This is a genomic window from Sneathiella sp. P13V-1, from assembly GCF_015143595.1.
Lineage (GTDB): Bacteria > Pseudomonadota > Alphaproteobacteria > Sneathiellales > Sneathiellaceae > Sneathiella.
Genome location: NZ_WYEU01000002.1, coordinates 799175 through 816455 on the forward strand (window position 1 = coordinate 799175; position 17281 = coordinate 816455).

Annotated in this window: 19 protein-coding genes; 10 read left to right on the plus strand and 9 right to left on the minus strand. The window is 45.1% G+C overall.

Annotated features, from left to right (window positions below):
- The first annotated feature begins 33 nt into the window (after positions 1–33).
- The 5 genes from trkA to hflX all read left to right on the plus strand — a co-directional run bounded on the left by trkA (position 34) and on the right by hflX (position 5577).
- Entirely contained in the window at positions 34–1410 is a 1377-nt protein-coding gene (gene trkA, locus GUA87_RS10765) for a Trk system potassium transporter TrkA (RefSeq protein ID WP_193716559.1), read from the plus strand.
- A 49-nt stretch (positions 1411–1459) separates the two neighbouring features.
- Positions 1460–2899: a TrkH family potassium uptake protein gene (locus tag GUA87_RS10770; protein ID WP_321575902.1), complete on the plus strand. Its 1440-nt coding sequence runs from the start codon at positions 1460–1462 to the stop codon at positions 2897–2899.
- 12 nt (positions 2900–2911) lie between these two features.
- Positions 2912–3763 carry a D-amino-acid transaminase gene (gene dat / locus GUA87_RS10775; protein ID WP_193716561.1) on the plus strand — a complete coding sequence of 284 codons (852 nt, stop codon included), beginning with the start codon at positions 2912–2914 and terminating at the stop codon, positions 3761–3763.
- A 218-nt stretch (positions 3764–3981) separates the two neighbouring features.
- Positions 3982–4221, plus strand: coding sequence for an RNA chaperone Hfq (hfq, locus tag GUA87_RS10780; protein WP_193716562.1), 240 nt, complete (start codon positions 3982–3984; stop codon positions 4219–4221).
- Positions 4222–4251: 30 nt separating this feature from the next.
- On the plus strand, positions 4252–5577 hold the full coding sequence (gene hflX / locus GUA87_RS10785) for a GTPase HflX (RefSeq protein WP_193716563.1): 1326 nt from the start codon (positions 4252–4254) through the stop codon (positions 5575–5577).
- A gap of 6 nt (positions 5578–5583) precedes the next feature.
- Here the strand turns inward: hflX and mazG are convergent, their stop codons facing one another.
- Entirely contained in the window at positions 5584–6387 is an 804-nt protein-coding gene (gene mazG, locus GUA87_RS10790; protein ID WP_193716564.1) for a nucleoside triphosphate pyrophosphohydrolase, read from the minus strand.
- Between the two features lie 80 nt (positions 6388–6467).
- On the opposite strand from mazG, the gene GUA87_RS10795 reads away from it, so the two are divergent.
- Together GUA87_RS10795 and GUA87_RS10800 are read left to right on the plus strand one after the other, a co-directional pair.
- Positions 6468–7073 (plus strand): regulatory protein RecX, encoded by a 606-nt coding sequence (locus GUA87_RS10795; protein ID WP_193716565.1) that lies wholly within the window; start codon positions 6468–6470, stop codon positions 7071–7073.
- Positions 7074–7077: 4 nt separating this feature from the next.
- On the plus strand, positions 7078–7776 hold the full coding sequence (locus GUA87_RS10800; RefSeq protein WP_193716566.1) for an SDR family oxidoreductase: 699 nt from the start codon (positions 7078–7080) through the stop codon (positions 7774–7776).
- Between the two features lie 96 nt (positions 7777–7872).
- Here the strand turns inward: GUA87_RS10800 and GUA87_RS10805 are convergent, their stop codons facing one another.
- Both GUA87_RS10805 and GUA87_RS10810 read right to left on the minus strand, forming a co-directional pair.
- A complete protein-coding gene (locus GUA87_RS10805) occupies positions 7873–8295 on the minus strand; it encodes a VOC family protein (RefSeq protein WP_193716567.1) in 423 nt (140 codons plus the stop codon).
- A gap of 57 nt (positions 8296–8352) precedes the next feature.
- Positions 8353–9429 carry an NADH:flavin oxidoreductase gene (locus GUA87_RS10810; protein WP_193716568.1) on the minus strand — a complete coding sequence of 359 codons (1077 nt, stop codon included), beginning with the start codon at positions 9427–9429 and terminating at the stop codon, positions 8353–8355.
- A 151-nt stretch (positions 9430–9580) separates the two neighbouring features.
- On the opposite strand from GUA87_RS10810, the gene GUA87_RS10815 reads away from it, so the two are divergent.
- Complete coding sequence (locus GUA87_RS10815) at positions 9581–10453, plus strand: alpha/beta fold hydrolase (protein ID WP_193716569.1); 873 nt, start codon at positions 9581–9583, stop codon at positions 10451–10453.
- A gap of 38 nt (positions 10454–10491) precedes the next feature.
- Here GUA87_RS10815 and GUA87_RS10820 read toward each other — a convergent pair whose 3' ends face one another.
- Positions 10492–11379 carry an enoyl-CoA hydratase gene (locus tag GUA87_RS10820; RefSeq protein WP_193716570.1) on the minus strand — a complete coding sequence of 296 codons (888 nt, stop codon included), beginning with the start codon at positions 11377–11379 and terminating at the stop codon, positions 10492–10494.
- Positions 11380–11554: 175 nt separating this feature from the next.
- Here GUA87_RS10820 and GUA87_RS10825 point away from each other — a divergent pair, with 175 nt between their 5' ends.
- Positions 11555–12433 carry a LysR family transcriptional regulator gene (locus tag GUA87_RS10825; RefSeq protein WP_193716571.1) on the plus strand — a complete coding sequence of 293 codons (879 nt, stop codon included), beginning with the start codon at positions 11555–11557 and terminating at the stop codon, positions 12431–12433.
- A gap of 42 nt (positions 12434–12475) precedes the next feature.
- Here GUA87_RS10825 and GUA87_RS10830 read toward each other — a convergent pair whose 3' ends face one another.
- A complete protein-coding gene (locus GUA87_RS10830; RefSeq protein WP_193716572.1) occupies positions 12476–13447 on the minus strand; it encodes an NAD(P)H-dependent flavin oxidoreductase in 972 nt (323 codons plus the stop codon).
- A gap of 242 nt (positions 13448–13689) precedes the next feature.
- Here GUA87_RS10830 and GUA87_RS10835 point away from each other — a divergent pair, with 242 nt between their 5' ends.
- Positions 13690–14250 carry a tetratricopeptide repeat protein gene (locus GUA87_RS10835; RefSeq protein WP_193716573.1) on the plus strand — a complete coding sequence of 187 codons (561 nt, stop codon included), beginning with the start codon at positions 13690–13692 and terminating at the stop codon, positions 14248–14250.
- Position 14251: 1 nt separating this feature from the next.
- Here GUA87_RS10835 and GUA87_RS10840 read toward each other — a convergent pair whose 3' ends face one another.
- From GUA87_RS10840 to GUA87_RS10855, 4 genes are all read right to left on the minus strand, one after another.
- Positions 14252–15028, minus strand: coding sequence for a transporter substrate-binding domain-containing protein (locus GUA87_RS10840; RefSeq protein WP_193716574.1), 777 nt, complete (start codon positions 15026–15028; stop codon positions 14252–14254).
- 227 nt (positions 15029–15255) lie between these two features.
- A complete protein-coding gene (locus tag GUA87_RS10845) occupies positions 15256–15735 on the minus strand; it encodes a GNAT family N-acetyltransferase (RefSeq protein WP_193716575.1) in 480 nt (159 codons plus the stop codon).
- A complete protein-coding gene (locus GUA87_RS10850; protein WP_193716576.1) occupies positions 15728–16486 on the minus strand; it encodes an MBL fold metallo-hydrolase in 759 nt (252 codons plus the stop codon). Before GUA87_RS10850 ends, GUA87_RS10845 begins: the two co-directional genes overlap by 8 nt.
- A complete protein-coding gene (locus tag GUA87_RS10855; RefSeq protein ID WP_193716577.1) occupies positions 16483–17271 on the minus strand; it encodes a TatD family hydrolase in 789 nt (262 codons plus the stop codon). The genes GUA87_RS10850 and GUA87_RS10855 overlap by 4 nt, the downstream gene beginning before the upstream one ends.
- Between the last annotated feature and the right edge of the window lie 10 nt (positions 17272–17281).

Sequence of the window (17281 nt, forward strand, 5' to 3'; positions counted from 1 at the left end):
CCATCTGTCTCCTGAACCTAGAGGTAATGGATCATGCGGGTAATTATTTGTGGTGCCGGTCAAGTGGGCTCCAACATCGCACGTCAACTTTCCCGTGAAGGGAATGAAGTCACACTTGTTGATCAAAATGCCGATCTGATTAAAAAAATCGGCGATGAACTTGATGTGCGTGGTATGGTTGGACATGCTTCCCACCCAGATGTACTTGAAGCTGCAGGAGCCCAAGAAGCAGATATGATCATTGCTGTGACCTACAGTGATGAAGTTAATATGGTTGCCGCGCAGGTCGCACACTCACTGTTTGATGTTCCAAAAAAAGTGGCACGTATCCGCTCTCAGCAATATCTGTTGCCGATTTGGGCCGATCTATATAGCCGTGACCACCTACCTATCGACGTTATTATTTCACCAGAAGTCGAAGTCGCCCATGCGATTGCCCGTCGCCTAAAGGTACCTGGGGCTTTTGACATGGTGTCTTTTGCGGAGGGGAAGGTGCAGGTCATTGGTGTTCGCCTTGATGAAAGCTGCCCGATTGTTAATACGCCATTGCGCCAGTTGACCGAACTATTCCCGGATTTGAACATCGTTGTAGTAGGCATTTATCGTAATGGCAAAATGATTGTACCTACCAGTAATGATCAGATGTTCCCCGGGGATGAAGTTTATTTCGCTGCGGACGTGGGGCATGTAGGCCGTGCAATGCCTCTTTTTGGTCACGAAGAGCAAGAAGCCCGAAGCGTTGTGATCGTCGGCGGAGGTAACATTGGCCTTCACCTGGCCAAAATCATTGAAAATGACATGAAAAATGTGTCGCTTAAAATCATTGAACGCGACAGAAAACGTGCAGAGAAAATTCAGGAAGAGTTGGAAAAATCTATTGTTCTCAATGGTGAAGCCCTTGATCCTGATATTCTGAATGAAGCTAACGTAAGTCGTGCAGAGACGGTTGTAGCCCTCACAAATGACGATGAAGCTAATATTTTGTCTTCTCTACTTGCCAAAGGCCAAGGGGCGGAAACAGCGATTACCCTTATCAATAATCCTATTTTTGGAAACCTGATCACAGATCTGGGGATTGATGTTGTCGTCGACCCTCGTGCCACAACTGTCTCCGAAATCCTGCGCCATATTCGCCGCGGTCGAATTCGCGGTTTGCATTCATTCCAGGATGGAGCCGCAGAGGTTGTTGAGGGCGAAGCCCTTGAAACGTCAAAACTTGTAGGTAAAGAACTTCGCAACGTGAAATTGCCAAAAGGAACTATTATTGGCGCGATTTTGCGTGATGAAGAGGTTGTTATCCCTAGAGGAGATACTGTAATTAAAACTCATGACCGGGTTGTGATCTTCGCGCTTCGGAATACTGTTCGCAAGGTGGAAGAAATGTTCTCCGTCAGTTTGGAGTTTTTCTAAGCACATGAACTTAAACCCGGTTTTAACAATTCTGGGATGGGCGTTATCAGTGTTGGCCTGCCTTATGCTGGTACCGATCATGTTTGCCTTTGATATAGGGACGATTGATACAGCTGGTTCTTTCCTGGTGTCTTCAATTGTGACCTTTTTTGTGGGGGGAGGGCTGGTTTTTGCGAGCCGGCGTGAAAACACAAGTATGGAAAGGCGGCAATCATATCTTACAGTCACATTAGTTTGGATCGTCATTCCTCTGTTCGCAGCAATGCCTTTTTATTTCTCGGGTGTTTCTACTGATTTGATTGATGCTTATTTTGAAGCTATGTCCGGTTTTACAACGACCGGAGCATCCATTTTCTCTGACGTTGAAGCACTACCAAGATCTATTTTGTTCTGGCGGGCATTACTTGAATGGTTTGGTGGATTTTCCCTGATTATCATGCTGTCCATTCTTGCGACGACAGTGAACGATATGGCCAACAACTCCCTTGGTCGTGCGATCGCCAAAAGTAACCGAAGGCGGTTGTCACGCAAAGTTCGTTATGCGGTCATCTCGATCCTCGGGGTTTATTCATTATTGACGGTAAGCTGCATTCTCCTTCTTTGGCTTGCCGGTATGGGGATGTTTGAATCCATTTGTTATGCCTTTAGCACCCTTTCCACTGGTGGATTTATGATTTCCAACAGCGGGGCAGAGTTGTTCTCTGGAAGATTAATAGAATTGGTGTTGATGATTTTTATGGTCATTGGTGCCATAGATTTTGCTCTTCACTGGGCATTTTTCAACGGCGACAGAAAAGCGTATTTTCAAAACCCAGAATATCGCTATCTGATTTACGTGTTGATCGCTCTCATCGCTGTAACTTTTACGATGTTGCTGATGCAAACGGATATCAATCCAACGGACAGCCTTCGTTATGCCATGTTCAATAGTGTCTCTGCACTGACCACCACTGGATTTATGATGCCGCCAGTTTCTAATGGCACTCTGGTATGGCCTATTGGTGTCGTGTTTTTGATGTTGCTGGCGGCGACCATCGGAGGCTCTACAGGTTCTACAGCAGGTGGTGTGAAGCTTCTGCGTATCATCATGTTGCTGAAACTTGGGCTCGCCGAAGTGCGTCGATTGAGTTTTCCACGTGCTGTAATCCTTCTTAAATACGGGAAGGAAAACATCACCAAGGACACGATATTGTCCACTTGGGCGTTCTTTGCGTTCTACTTGTTCGCCGCCATTTTAGTGTCATTGGGACTGGCCCTTACTGACTTGGATATGGAAGCGTCACTGACGCTCGCGCTTGCAAACCTTGCCAATGCAGGAGCTATAGTATCCACTGATTTAATTGTTCAAACGTCAGAAAATCCGCAATTTGTCTCCTACGAGGCGCTCAGTGGCTTTGCCAAAATAATCTTGTGTATCGCCATGCTGGTTGGACGTCTTGAGTTTTTTGCCATACTTACATTATTAAATCCCGCCCTTTGGCGTCGATAACGAGGTTAGATTATGTCGCGCATTGCATATGTTAACGGCCAATATGTTCCACATGGTGAAGCCGCAGTTCATATTGAAGATCGGGGGTATCAGTTTGCAGATGGAGTGTATGAGGTTATTCCCATTGTAAACGGTAAAATGATAGGCGAGCAGGGGCACATGGACCGTCTGTGGCGCAGCATGGACGAGCTGCAAATGGATGCCCCAATGGCGCCAGGTCCAATGAAGATTGTCATGCGAGAAGTCCTACGTCAGAATAAAGTTGAAACAGGTTTGATCTATATTCAGGTGACTCGTGGGGTTGCTCCGCGTGATCATCCGTTTCCCCTAGATGCAGTACCATCTCTTGTGATGACGGCAAAGAAAACCTCCATGGATGCCGCAGATGCCAAAGCTGATAAGGGTGTGTCTGTAATCACGACCCCTGATATCCGCTGGAATCGTTGCGACATTAAATCAGTGGCGCTGCTTCCAAATGTTCTGGCCAAACAAGCCGCAAAAGAGCAGGGGGCCTATGAAGCCTTTCAATATGATGCTGACGGAAACATTACCGAAGGCAGTTCTACAAACGCCTGGATTGTTGATCAGGATGGCACATTGATCACACGACCTACTAGCAATTCCATCCTCGCAGGTATTACCCGCGCAGAGCTTCTGGACCTGCTGGAAAAGGAAGGGATCAAAGTAGAACTTCGTGCCTTTTCAAAAGATGAACTGATGAATGCCCGTGAAGTGTTTTTGACTAGTTCTTCCTCCTATGTTCAGCCGGTTGTTGAAGTGGATGGAAAGGTGATCGGCAACGGAAAACCTGGTAGTATTTCCAGTAACTTGAGGGGAATTTTCAAAAGCTATATGCAGAATTAGTGCATACTAATTCCGTTTGTTCATGAAATTCACAGTTTTTTAAGAGGAAACTTGGATTATTTCTGTGATTTCACTGCAAATGTGCTTGTGTTTTTGGGATTATATCCTTATGTCAGGAAAACTTTTTTTGCCTTTCAGAATTTCGGCCTTATTATAAAAACCTGATAAAGCTGAAAAACTTTGAAAGTTAATTTTAATAAAAAGAAAGAGACTGTTAAATGGCCTCTGAGAAATCACTGAACGTTCAAGACGTTTTTCTTAACAAAGTTCGCAAAGACAATGTCCCTGTCACCATTTTTCTCGTAAATGGCGTTAAACTTCAGGGTTCTGTTAGTGCTTTTGACAATTTTTGCGTAACTCTGCGTCGCGACAAACAGGATCAACTGGTTTATAAGCATGCCATCTCTACCGTCATGCCAGCTACTCCAATCCAACTATATGATCCGTCAGCGCAGTAAGCGCGCCAAATGAGTATTTGACGATTTAGTATGGATAATGATCAAGAACGGGCAACGTCCCGTTCCGGGGATCAGGCACTTGTCCTGCATCCTTATCTGAAAAAAGGCGAAAAAATAAGCGGCCGTGACCCCGAAGCTTGCCTGCAAGAGGCGGTGGCACTGACGGCTGCTATTTCCCTAGACGTTGTTCACAGCGAAGCTGTTCCCCTATCTAAACCAAAACCCGGCACGCTTTTTGGCGAAGGAAAGCTGGAAGAATATAAAGACTACATTGAGGCCAATGACATTGATGTGGTGATCATTGATGGAGCAGTGACACCCGTTCAACAACGCAACATCGAACGCCGCATCAAGGCCAAGGTTATTGACCGTACCGGTCTTATTCTCGAAATTTTCGGAGATCGCGCGCAGACCCGTGAGGGTGTGTTGCAGGTTGAGCTTGCCCATCTTTCCTATCAGCGTACACGCCTTGTTCGGTCATGGACACACCTTGAACGTCAGCGGGGCGGTGCAGGCTTCCTTGGTGGTCCCGGTGAAAGCCAGCTTGAGATTGACCGTCGTTTGATTGACGACCGAATTACCAAGTTAAAGCGGCAACTGGAAACGGTTGTGCGTACACGTGAACTGCACAGGTCAAAACGCAAACGGGTTCCATATCCGATTGTGGCACTTGTTGGCTATACCAATGCCGGTAAATCCACCTTGTTTAACCGCCTGACAGAATCCGATGTCTTTGCCAAGGATCTGTTATTTGCGACACTGGACCCGACCATGCGCAAAATTGATCTACCGGGCGGTCAAACTGTGATTTTGTCTGATACGGTGGGCTTTATCTCAGATCTTCCCACAGAACTGGTGGCCGCTTTTCGGGCGACTTTGGAAGAAGTGCTTGAAGCTGACCTCATTGTTCACGTGCGCGACATCACCCACGCAGATACTGAAGCGCAGAAAAAAGACGTCTTTAACGTTCTCAAAAAACTTGGGATCAATCGGGAAGAAGACGGCCTTTACCTTGAAGTTTTAAACAAAATCGATTTGCTGCCAGAGGAAGAGAGGGATTTCATTGAAAATGAAGTTTCTCGCCGTGAAGACCTGTTGATGATGTCAGCAGTTACAGGTGAGGGGGTGGATGAATTCCTTCAAACTGTTGAGAATATTATCACTCGGAACCAGAAAAACCTGATTATTGAGGTGCCAGCCTCAGATGGGGCAACAGTGTCCTGGATCTACCGTAATGGCACTGTTGTTAATCGGCAGGATGTGGATGATGTGGTTAGGCTGGAAGTGAAGTTCTCACCAGAAAACTTTGGAAAGTTAGAGAAAATGGATGTGGAAATAAGCAAAGCCGCGAAATAGGAATGCTTATTCCTTCGCTTTTGCTTTATTCCAAAGATCATCCATTTCTTCCAAATTTGAAGTAGCAGGGGTTTTGCCCAATTTGGCAAGCTCCGCCTCTACATCCTGAAAGCGGCGCGTAAACTTGCGGTTGGTCCGGGCTAAGGCCACTTCCGGATCAAGGCCTGCTTTACGGCCGAGGTTAACAACCGCAAACAAGATGTCGCCAAATTCATCTTCCAAGCGGTCTTTTTCCGCATTTTGCGTCAATTCCTGCTTAAATTCGTCGATTTCTTCGTGAATCTTGTCAAAAACCGGTGGAAGGTCAGGCCAGTCAAAACCAACTCGTGCCGCCCTTTTTTGTAATTTTTCCGAACGGGTAAGTGCAGGCAGGGTTTTAGCGACCCCATCCAGTGCAGATATAGGCCCTTCGGATTTAGAGGCTTTGACCGCGCGTTCTTCCGCTTTTGTTTCTTCCCATGCTTTAGTTTGTGCATCCGCTGTTTTGATAGATTTGTCACCAAATACGTGTGGATGTCGAGAAATCATCTTGTCACTGATGGCCCCAACAACGTCGTGAAAATCAAAATCACCTTGTTCTTTGGCCATCTGGGCATAGAAAACCACCTGAAACATCAAATCTCCGAGCTCTGATTTCAGTTCTGCCATGTCATTTTCTTCAATGGCTTCAGCAACTTCGTAGGCCTCTTCAATGGTATGAGGGGCAATGGTAGAGAAGGTTTGTTCCAGATCCCAGGGGCATCCACCATCAGGATCCCGCAAGCGTTCCATGATTTCCAGAAGACGGGTCATTTGATCTTGGTTTGTCATTTTATTCGGCCTCATCATGGGGGTGTTCAGGCATTTATATCCTGTTTGACCGCTACTGCAAACTATCCGATAGTGTCCCCATGGACGATATGGAAAAACAGCCCAAAAAGCGAAAACCACGACCGCTCAAACCCGTTGAAAAACAAAGGGTGAGGGAGCAAGCATTGCGTTATCTGGATCGCTTTGCCGCCACCACAGACAAACTAAAGCGACATCTTTTTACTAAGAATTACAAAGCGATGGCGCAACATTCTCAGGATGAGGAACAAGTACGTCAATTGATTGAGGAAGTGGTTGAAAGCCTTGTGAAAGCGGGACTGATGGATGATCAGCAATATGCAGATGCAAAAGCCAGATCTCTATCCCGTCAGGGCAAATCCACCCGTCATATTCGTCAGAAACTGCAATCACTGGGGTTGAAAGACCGACAAGCTGATCATGCTTTAACAGAACTGAGTGACGTTGAAGGCTATACAGACCTTATCGGCGCGGCCAAATATGTTAGAAAACGCCGTTTTGGTCCGTATAAAGATAAAAACACCCGTGATGAACGACGGGATAAGGAGTTATCAGCTCTTATGAGAAACGGATACTCCTTTGATATTTCAAATAAAATACTATCTCTTCATACAGTGGATGAAGTTGAAGATATCATTTATGGGTCATCTGATTTAAAGGGGGAATAATTCAATGACATCAACCACAGTTTTGATCACAGGTGCTAATCGCGGGATTGGTCTGGAACTCACCAGGCAGTATCTTGAAAAGACGGATTACAATGTCATTAGTACAGCGAGAAATATAAATAATGCGCATGATCTCAATAACTTAAAGGAAACACATAGAGAACGACTTCAAGTTCTCTCGCTTGATGTCACAAGCGACACTTCTGCAAGTAATCTGAGTTTGGAACTAAAGAATACCGACATTGATATTCTGATTAATAACGCCGGGATTATGGGCGGAGCCCATCAGGAATTTCGGGATATGGATTATGGTGATTGGGCAGAAGTGCTCGCGACCAATAGCATGTCGCCAATGAGAATTACAGAAGCGCTGTATGAAAATCTGAAGCGCAGTAAAGGTAAAGTCGTCACAATATCCAGCCAAATGGGCGCTATGGGCAAAGAAGGTGCGGGACGTATTGCATATAGATCCAGCAAATCAGCAGTAAATAAAGTCATGCAATGTGTCGCGGAGGATGTAAGGCGTGATGGTATTTCAGTAATGTGTGTCCATCCAGGATGGGTTCAAACAGACATGGGCGGCAGTGCTGCAGATATTACTGCGGTCGAAAGTGCGTTAGGCATCCGTCAAATCATCGAAGAGCTGACAATAGAAAAATCAGGCTGTTTCATGAATTGGAACGGCACAGAACATGTGTGGTAGGGATATTTCCTATCACATCAATAATGCGCATAATATATATTATGGAAAATATGGATGTTATAAAACAGCTGAAATCAGAGATATGTTTATTTCATCTTACATCTGAAACTCTTCTTCGGCTTTGGCCACGCAGATCACATATCCGTCTGTGTCTCTTAAATAAAGTTCGTTCATGCCGTACCAGGACAATTTGGGCTCTCTGATGATCTGATCCTTGGTCGCGCGTTTCTGAACGGCTTTAGGATCATGGTCGCGGAAATAAATTGTCCCTGTGAAAATTGGCTGATCTGCCTGTTTCGCATTTGGCATATCTTCACCAAGGCTGTCTGTTCTCTGTAACATTAACTGCTGACCATCCAATTCAACAGTCGTGAATACGATATCCTGACCGGCTTCATCACCGTCATTTAAAACCTGTTGATCCTTAGTTATGAAATACAGAACTTTCATACCAATCACGTCGCGATAAAAAGCTGCTGCTTTTACCACGTCTTTCACCATTAAATTCGGAACAATCACTATTTCCCCCTTTAAATGCAAACGGCGCCGAATTGGCGCCGTTCTTATCAGTTTGATTTAAGCTACAAACTCTTTCCAGGTCTCTGCAATTTTATCGATAAAGAAATCGCTGAGCGCTTCGTTTCGTAGATGTTCACGTGTTGCTGGCAGCGACATGCTTTCAAATGAAGGATCCGCCTGTACTTTTTCTACGAAATCATGATGCAAGATTGCGGCGCGACCTGCCATCACCATGTCAGCACCGGCATTCAGGGCTTCATTGGCATCTGCTGCTGTCATGATTTTACCTGCAACACAGAGTTTTGTGTTTCCGCGATCCAGTCCCGCAAACCAGTCAATCAGGCGCTTTCCTTTATATTCAGGGTCAACAGGTTCCATAAAGCAGTCCCACAAGGACATATCGATGAAATCGAGCTTCCCGTCTTCCATAATTTTCTGTGCTAGCTCAAGAATTTCACCGATCTCCATGCCGAAGCGTTCTGGTGATAAGCGAAGGCTTAAGTTAAAATCAGAGCGAACACGCGCGCGGATACCATCAATAATATCCAATATCGGACGGGCCCGATTTTCAAGGGATCCGCCGTATTTATCGTCACGGTTATTAAGGCCCGGACTTAAGATCTGGCAAAGAAGATACCCATGGGCACCATGAATTTCCACACCATCAAAACCAGCTTTTTCACAGCGGATGGCCGCCAGAATAAAGTCTTCGATCAGCTGATCGATTTCTTCTGTTGTCATGGCACGGGCATTATATTTCGGCTGATCTGACGCTGAAACTGGCTGTACACCTGTCAGAGATTCATCTGAACGCATCCCGCCGTGATATAACTGCGCGATTGCCAATCCGCCGCCTTCATGGATACCATCCGCAAGGCGTTTCATTCCTGGTAACAAGTCATCTGAAAAGACGCCAAACTGCCCTTCAAAGCCTTTGCCACTTTCCTGTACATGTGCGGCGCAGGTCATTGTCATTCCAAAACCTGCTTTTGCGCGTTTTACCAACCAGGTATATTCCGCATCAGACAGTGTGCCATCATCGTTACTTTGCCAGTTGGTCAGAGGTGCCAAGGCAAAACGGTTGGACATCTGCCCGCCATGGGCGAAAACTACTGGTTCAAATAGTGAAGTCATTTTACAGTTCTTCTCTGTTATTGGTTGTTCTTTACAAGATAAACTGAACTTATGTCTCGATGTCGCAGTTCGCAATTTCATTTTATTATGCTTGCGAAGTGCATCACATTTCTTCTAGTTTTTCCAAGAACATCATAAAAAAAGAAAAACAATGCTGCCAGAACATAAATTCCTAAAATTACAAGATTTTGATCTCTCCTACTATGAATGGGGAGATCCGGATGCGTCCCCTATTCTCTTTGTCCATGCGACAGGAATGAACGCGCGGGTTTGGGATGAAACGATCAAACGGCTTCCTGACACTTACCGTATCCTTGCGATTGATCTTCGTGGCCATGGCGGTAGCCGTTGGAAAGATTATGTAAATGATTGGTCCATGCTCGGAAATGATGTTATCGATTTTATCGAAACCCTTGAATTAAAAAATATTTTGGGTGTTGGGCATTCCATGGGCGGGCATTGTATGTTGCAGGCAGCAATGAAGCGCCCTGAGTTATTTGAACGCCTTGTGCTGGTTGACCCGGTTATTTTCGATCAACATTTCTATGATACCGGTGGGCGGCATGAATTTCCATCTCCTACCGAACATCCAATAGCGCGCCGGCGCAATCATTTTAGAGATTGGGAAGAAATGTTCACCGTGTTTTCCCAGCGGGAGCCTTACTCGCTTTGGAATGAAGATGTGCTCGAAAATTACTGCCGTTATGGTCTTATAGATAACGAGGAAGGCAGTAAATCTCTTGCCTGTTGGCCAGAAACGGAAGCCTCGATATATATGAGCCATCGAAGCGTTAACCCGCTCGATCAACTTATTCATGTTGAAGTGCCAACTAAAATATTGCGGGCAAGGTTTGAAGCTGTCCGGGATCCGAAAAAAATAGATTTTTCGCTGTCCCCAACGTGGCCAGAGCTGGCATCTGCTTTCCCTGACGGGGTTGCGAAAGATGTATATCTGCCGCATTTAACCCACTTCATTCCCATGCAAGATCCTGATCTGATGGCAAAAGAGATTTTAGAAGCTTAGAAAGGGTGTGATAAACACACCCTACTTCGTTGTTTTGCTTATTTTTTCCTCTGGCTATCAGCCATGGATTTTGCATCAAATCCACCCAGTTTATCGTCTGAGATAAGTGAATTATGCGCGTGGGCGAAATGGTGCATCCCGAACACAGCTTCCATGCCTGTCCGTTTTCCTTGCAGATCCTCAATATGATTGATCGCCTGCTTGGTAAGGGCAAGGCCAAGCCTTGGCATCACAGCAATTCGTGAAGCGATGTCATATGTTTCAGCTTCCAAGTCATCTCGTGCGACAACTCTATTTACCATTCCCATCTGATAGGCACGATCCGCGTTCATACGCTCACCCAGAAATAGAAATTCTTTTGCAATACGTGGGTTTAGCTCAAATGGATGAGCAAAATACTCAACACCGGGAATACCCATACGTACCACAGGATCAGAGAAAAACGCATCGTCCGAGGCGATAATCATATCGCATGTCCAAGCCAGCATCAGCCCACCTGCAATACAGGCCCCATGCACCATAGCAATGGTTGGTTTTGGGATTTCCCGCCAACGGCGACACATGCCAAGATAGGCTTCCTGTTCTTTAATATATTGGAATTCCGCACCCGGCTTATTCGCATGGTCATACCACATGCTTGTGCGTTTCTGGCTAAGGTGATGATCACGTCCTGGGGTGCCGATGTCATGGCCTGCACTGAAATGCTTTCCTTCACCCTTTAGGATAATGACTTTTACGTCATCATCTTCCACTGCCTGACAATAGGCGGCGTCCAACGCATAGGTCATCTGATTGTTCTGTGCGTTGTTGTATTTCGGGCGGTTCATGCTAATGGTCGCGATGCCATCCTTAACACTGTATAAAATAGGTTCATCTGTTTCATATATGGGATCTGGAAACGCGTTTTCTTGATCGATATCTGCCATGTCAGCCTCCTTTAACCGCACAATTTCTGCGGTGCGCTGTTTCTTGTGGTTACTTTATTCTGTGCGCATATACATGATGGACAGGAAACCAGATACATATCAATTAAAAAATTCGCATAATAGATGGTAATATTGTATGGTTATCATGCAAAAATAGTAAAAGCGGGCGTGTGTTGTGGATTGGAACGGAATTAGAGATTTTCTGGCGGTTATTGAGGCCGGGAGCCTTACATCTGCCGCACAGTATCTGAATGTCAGTCAACCGACGTTAAGTCGCCGCCTGTCCGCTTTGGAAGAGGCTCTTGGAGCCAAGTTATTGATCAGAACCCCCCGTCACCTGCAACTGACGGAAGCGGGAAAACAGATTTACAAGTTGGCGACCCGAATGGGCGAAGAAGCCGTTTCAATTGAAAATATTGCACTTGGCTTGGATAAACAGCTGGCGGGAAAGGTTCGTATTTCGGTTACAGAAATCATTGGGATCAATTGGCTTACCCCGATTTTAAAAGAATTTAACGTCTCACATCCCGGGATTTTGATCGATCTGCAGATCAACAATGATGTTGCCAACCTCCAAAAAAGAGAGGCTGACATTGCGCTTCGTCTTATGCCGCCGTCACAGCAGGAAATTGTTGCAAGGCATATCGGCGATATTGGATATGCCCTTTATGCGTCGAGGGACTATATTGAACGTTACGGGAACCCTACGACACAAGAAGCCCTCTCAAATCATGTCGCGGTCAATCTTGCAGGAAATACATCTACAGCTCAGTGGATGCGGCAGTTATTTGACGAACGTAATATCTCTTTCCAGTTCAGCACATTGCTGGGGGTGCATCGCGCGGTTGAAGCGGGGTTGGGAATTGGTCCCCTGCTCTGCTATTTCGGGGATAAGGACCCTAATCTCATCAGAATTTCTTTTGGAATGGAACCCGTGTTAAAAGAAGCATGGCTTTGCACACTTCCTGAAATTCACTCGAACGCGCGTATTAAGGCTGTCTACAACTTTATCCGCACTAAATTTGCCAAAGAACGGGCAGAATTTAAAGGATAGCCAAACCGGGGAACAACTCCCCGGTTTGATACAAGTTTCTAACTAAGCAAGTTTTGCCAAGCGACTGTTGATAATGTCGTGGGCTTCACTCATGATATTGTCGATCAATTCCTGGCATGTTGGAATGTCATGGATCAGTCCCGCAACCATGCCGCAGCTCCATGCGCCGGCTTCCATATCACCGTCTTGCATGACGGCTGGATAAACACCAGCAACAAATTCCATGATATCTTCAATCTTGGTTTCTGCGCCTTTTTCACGCTCAACCTCGATCAGCTTCTCAACTGCCTGGTTTGTCAGAACCCGCTCTGTATTGCGAAGGGGGCGCATCACGAGGCGTGTATCCAATTCAGACGCGGCCACAATGGCATCTTTTACATTCTGGTGAACCGGTGCGTCTTTTGTCGCGATAAAACGTGTTCCCATGTTGATACCATCAGCACCCAAGGCCAACGCCGCAACCAGTTGCTTGCCGTTCCCCATGCCACCAGAAGCGACAAAAGGAATGTCCAACTCTTCTGCCGCACGAGGCAACAGGATCATGTTCGGAATATCATCTTCACCCGGATGGCCGCCACATTCAAAGCCGTCAACGCTCACTGCATCGCACCCAATATTTTGGGCCTTCAATGAGTGACGAACGGAAGTACATTTGTGAATAACTTTGATGCCAGCATCTTTAAGCGCCGGCATAAAGGCTTCCGGGCTTCGACCAGCTGTTTCAACAATCTTTACGCCGCCATTGATGATGGCTTCGATATATTGAGGATATGGTGGATTTGCAAAACCTGGAAGGAATGTGAGGTTCACGCCAAAAGGCTTGTCTGTCATTTCCTTGCAACGGGCAATTTCTTTTGCCAAATCATCAGGTGTTGACTGCGTCAGACCAGTAATAATGCCTAGTCCGCCTGCATTTGAAACCGCTGCGGCCATTTCCGCAAAGCCTACATAATGCATACCACCCTGAATGATCGGATGCTCAATTTCAAACAGCTCTGTAATTCTTGTTTTCATTGTTGTCTCCAATAGCTTTAATAATGAAAGTTATATGGAGTTTGACCGCATTGAGCAACGCCTATTTGTGCCTGGGTGAAATTAGTGGATTTTGCGCCAGTAAAAGAACTTGCGGACAAGAATAGCTTGTGTACTATTTATTAGTGTACTCAAATTCGTTACCTAAAAAGTCTTCTAGAGTTTAGTCGCTTGCAAATGCACCATCTTCTTTTCAATGCCATCAATAACAAAGAGTAATAAAAATGCATTTCTCCAAGATAGTCCTGTTTTCATTAATCGGAATTTCTTTGAGCGCGTGTCTAACTGACAGCTCTCAAAAAGAAGAGAATTTGGCGGATTGCATTAAGGGCTGGTCATTAAATCAGCGTGGGCAATATACTAATGCTCTGAATCTCTACGACAGATGCATTGAATATGGAAATTTAACGGAAGGCAATTTGTCGCGAACTTATCGGAATATCGGCATTGCTTATCGTGGCTTGAAAGAATATGAAAAATCAATTGATTACTTCAATAAATCAATGTCATTCAAACCATATGATAAACAGAATGATTATATTAACAGGGGTAATTCTTGGTCTGATTTAAAACAATATCAAAAAGCCCTAAATGACTATTCCATGGCTTTAGAGATTGCTCCCAGAAATGGTCAGGCAATGTATAACCGTGCGTTAGTTTATGAACGTATGGGGAGGCTAGATGATGCCTTATCCGAGTATAAACTAGCTGTAAAAAATGGTTACACGTCAATTGATGTAATTAATGCAATCAGACGCATGAATTTTCTCTATGGAAAGACGTAAACTAGTGGATCGCGATCTCTTTGCATTCGGCCGGTAGGCTTTGCAAAATGTTTAATTTGCTGGAAATCTTCTCAAGATATGGATTTTCCAACTTGATATATTTGCGATTGGATAAGTTAAGTTTGTGGATGCTTTTTCCGAAATAATCGCTCCACAACTTAAGAAAACTTCCATCCTCGCAAGCTAATTTGAGACCTTCACTTAAGCGTTTTGCCGCTTTGTGATTATCTTTTGTTGTGAAAAAGAACCTTGGAAAGGGATAGTGTATTAGAATTTCACTTTCCACATATAAGGTTACCGGAAGTTTCTGGTTTTTGACCTCAGCCTCGACTTCATTGGCGCCCCTTAAAAACATATCAACACGTCCATGGGCCACCATTTCCCGCATACTTTCAAATCCTGGTCCTGTTACCACTTTTACGCCATTAGATTTCAGAATATTTGTGTCTGGCCAGCCAATTCCTTGCACCACTTGAAACTTCTTCAGGTCTTCGAGTGTTTCAATTTTAGAAATTCTGGATTGAGAAAAAGAGGAGATCAGAGCAATTCTGTATCCTGTTATTCCCCGATCAATTGGAAAATATACTGGTCTTAATTCGTTCAAAGATTGATCAGATACCATGGCCCGCAAAAAGAAGTTTTTATATAGACCTGACTTTGCAAATTCATAGGCGCGTTTGTAATTCAAGCCAACTGGTGTGCGTTCAATTCGATAAGAGCCGTAACTTGAAATGGTCTTTTCAAGAGCCAGTTTGACAAGCGCATAATCATAGTTCATGCGCTGATCGCCTTCATATTCTGGTCCACGAACAGTAAAAACCGTCTCAGCGGTGACCATTTTTGGAAATATAGATAAGGCGATTATTAAAAATAAAGTTTTCAATTCCCTGGCTCATTCCATTTTGTTAATTAATCAAAATGGAATATAGAAACCAATTTGCGCATGACCATTTGTATAAATGCATATTAGATCTGCGTTTTTGGAATTGCTTTTATATATGCGCCTTATTGATTCAGGAGATCTAGTTTCATACCAAGATGCGAGCCAGAGAAACCCAGATCTTCATAAAATTTATGAGCGTCTTTCCGTCTAAGATCCGTTGTTAGCTGCACTAGGCCACACCCTTGTTTCTTGGCATACTCGATAGCGAATTTCATCATTTTCCCACCGATACCGCCACCCCGCGCTTTACTGGAAATACGCACGCCTTCTATTTGGCAACGGCTCATGCCTTTTCGGGAGATGCCGTGAATAATGGTAAGCTGCATACAGCCGATAACTTGACCATTTTTAACAGTAACAAACAGATCGTTTCCGTTTTGGCGGCTCATTCGTTCAAATGCTTCTCGATAAATAAGGGGCAATGGCCGGGAGGCTTGTTCACGAACACTACCTAGCTGATCATCTGCCAGCATTTCCACTACATCTTCAAGATCTTCAACCTTCGCTTTTCGAAAGCTGATTTCTGCATTTTTGTCAGACATTTATCTCCATTCCATCATATGCGGGTTCTACCCCTTCTGGAAGATCCCGAATAAGCGTCTGGTAGTCCAGATCCACATGCATATTAGTTAAGATGGCCCGGCGGGGTTTCAATCTTTCAATCCATTTGAGCGCTGTTTCCAAATTGACGTGGGTAGGATGCGGTTTGTAGCGCATGGCATCAACAATCCAGGTATCAACGCCTTCCAGAATCTCGAAACCCCGATCATCCAAATTTACCAAGTCATTTGAATATCCGATTTTCCCCATTCTGAACCCAAGGCTGTGAATGGCACCGTGATCCTGTTCAAACGGAATAAAATCGATATTTCCGATCGTAAAATCTCCAGTAATCAGATGATCCTGCAGGATCGCTGGATATGGGCTGCCTGGCAGCTGTTCAAAACAATAATCAAACCTGCGCTTTAGGACAGACAATGTGGCATCATCACCCCATACATCCATGCGGCGTCGATTACGAATGGTGAGCACTCTAAGTTCATCAATGCCGTGGCACTGGTCCGCATGTTCATGTGTCCAAACAACACCATCCAGATCGGTTACACCCGCATCCAAAAGCTGCTCCCTAATATCTGGGGAAGTATCAATTAGGACCTTAGTGCCTTCATTTTCAACAAGGATGCTGCACCGGCGTCTCCGGTTTTTAGGCTCATTCGGATCACACGCTCCCCATTCATTTCCGATACGAGGTACTCCACCGGAAGTTCCGCAGCCGAGAATGGTTACCTTCATGCTGCCCCCGGCTTAGCTTTACTGAAAAGTTTAAAGAAATTATCTGTTGTGGCGGTGCCAAGTTCATCCAATGAAACATTTTTCAACTCAGCCACCTTTTCTGCCGTATGACGCACAAAGGAAGGCTCGTTCGTTTTACCGCGATTTGGAATGGGGGCGAGGTATGGGCTATCTGTTTCTACCAGCAATCTGTCCAAAGGAATTCTTTCTACATGTGCCCGAAGTTCAGAGGCAGCTTTAAAAGTCGCAATCCCAGAAATAGATATGTAAAATCCAATTTCCATTGACTTTTCAGCGACTTCCCATCCAGAGCTGAAGCAATGTATGACACCAGTGAATGGTCCTTTTGCGTATTCTTCCTGCAAAATCTCAATGGTATCTTCGTCAGCATCCCGTGTATGAACAATCAACGGCAAACCAGACTGTCGCGCTGCGTCAATATGGATGCGGAAAGACCGTTTTTGAACGTCTCTTGGTGAATGCTCATAAAAATAGTCAAGGCCGGTTTCACCAATGGCAACAACGTTGGGGTCTTTTGCAAATTCTAACAATGCCTCAACAGTGACATCTGCGCCTTCTGTCTCCGCTTCATGGGGATGAATTCCCACGCTGCAGGTGATGTTTGCATGATCCTGGGCAATTTTAAGAACAGATGGAAATTCACGTAACTTCGTACCAATAGTCAGCATATGTCCAACATCCGCTAGATCTGCCCGGCGGAGGATATCTGGCAGATTGGTAGAGAGTTGTTCGAAGTTCAAATGACAATGACTGTCAACAAGCATTGATAAGCCT

Bases quoted from the DNA above. Each gene is read 5' to 3' on its own strand.
- trkA (WP_193716559.1), top strand. From the start codon at position 34: ATGCGGGTAATTATTTGTGGTGCCGGTCAAGTGGGCTCCAACATCGCA.
- dat (WP_193716561.1), top strand. From the start codon at position 2,912: ATGTCGCGCATTGCATATGTTAACGGCCAATATGTTCCACATGGTGAA.
- hfq (WP_193716562.1), top strand. From the start codon at position 3,982: ATGGCCTCTGAGAAATCACTGAACGTTCAAGACGTTTTTCTTAACAAA.
- hflX (WP_193716563.1), top strand. From the start codon at position 4,252: ATGGATAATGATCAAGAACGGGCAACGTCCCGTTCCGGGGATCAGGCA.
- mazG (WP_193716564.1), bottom strand. From the start codon at position 6,387: ATGACAAACCAAGATCAAATGACCCGTCTTCTGGAAATCATGGAACGC.
- GUA87_RS10795 (WP_193716565.1), top strand. From the start codon at position 6,468: ATGGACGATATGGAAAAACAGCCCAAAAAGCGAAAACCACGACCGCTC.
- GUA87_RS10800 (WP_193716566.1), top strand. From the start codon at position 7,078: ATGACATCAACCACAGTTTTGATCACAGGTGCTAATCGCGGGATTGGT.
- GUA87_RS10810 (WP_193716568.1), bottom strand. From the start codon at position 9,429: ATGACTTCACTATTTGAACCAGTAGTTTTCGCCCATGGCGGGCAGATG.
- GUA87_RS10815 (WP_193716569.1), top strand. From the start codon at position 9,581: ATGCTGCCAGAACATAAATTCCTAAAATTACAAGATTTTGATCTCTCC.
- GUA87_RS10820 (WP_193716570.1), bottom strand. From the start codon at position 11,379: ATGGCAGATATCGATCAAGAAAACGCGTTTCCAGATCCCATATATGAA.
- GUA87_RS10830 (WP_193716572.1), bottom strand. From the start codon at position 13,447: ATGAAAACAAGAATTACAGAGCTGTTTGAAATTGAGCATCCGATCATT.
- GUA87_RS10835 (WP_193716573.1), top strand. From the start codon at position 13,690: ATGCATTTCTCCAAGATAGTCCTGTTTTCATTAATCGGAATTTCTTTG.
- GUA87_RS10840 (WP_193716574.1), bottom strand. From the start codon at position 15,028: ATGAACTATGATTATGCGCTTGTCAAACTGGCTCTTGAAAAGACCATT.
- GUA87_RS10845 (WP_193716575.1), bottom strand. From the start codon at position 15,735: ATGTCTGACAAAAATGCAGAAATCAGCTTTCGAAAAGCGAAGGTTGAA.
- GUA87_RS10850 (WP_193716576.1), bottom strand. From the start codon at position 16,486: ATGAAGGTAACCATTCTCGGCTGCGGAACTTCCGGTGGAGTACCTCGT.
- GUA87_RS10855 (WP_193716577.1), bottom strand. From the start codon at position 17,271: ATGCTTGTTGACAGTCATTGTCATTTGAACTTCGAACAACTCTCTACC.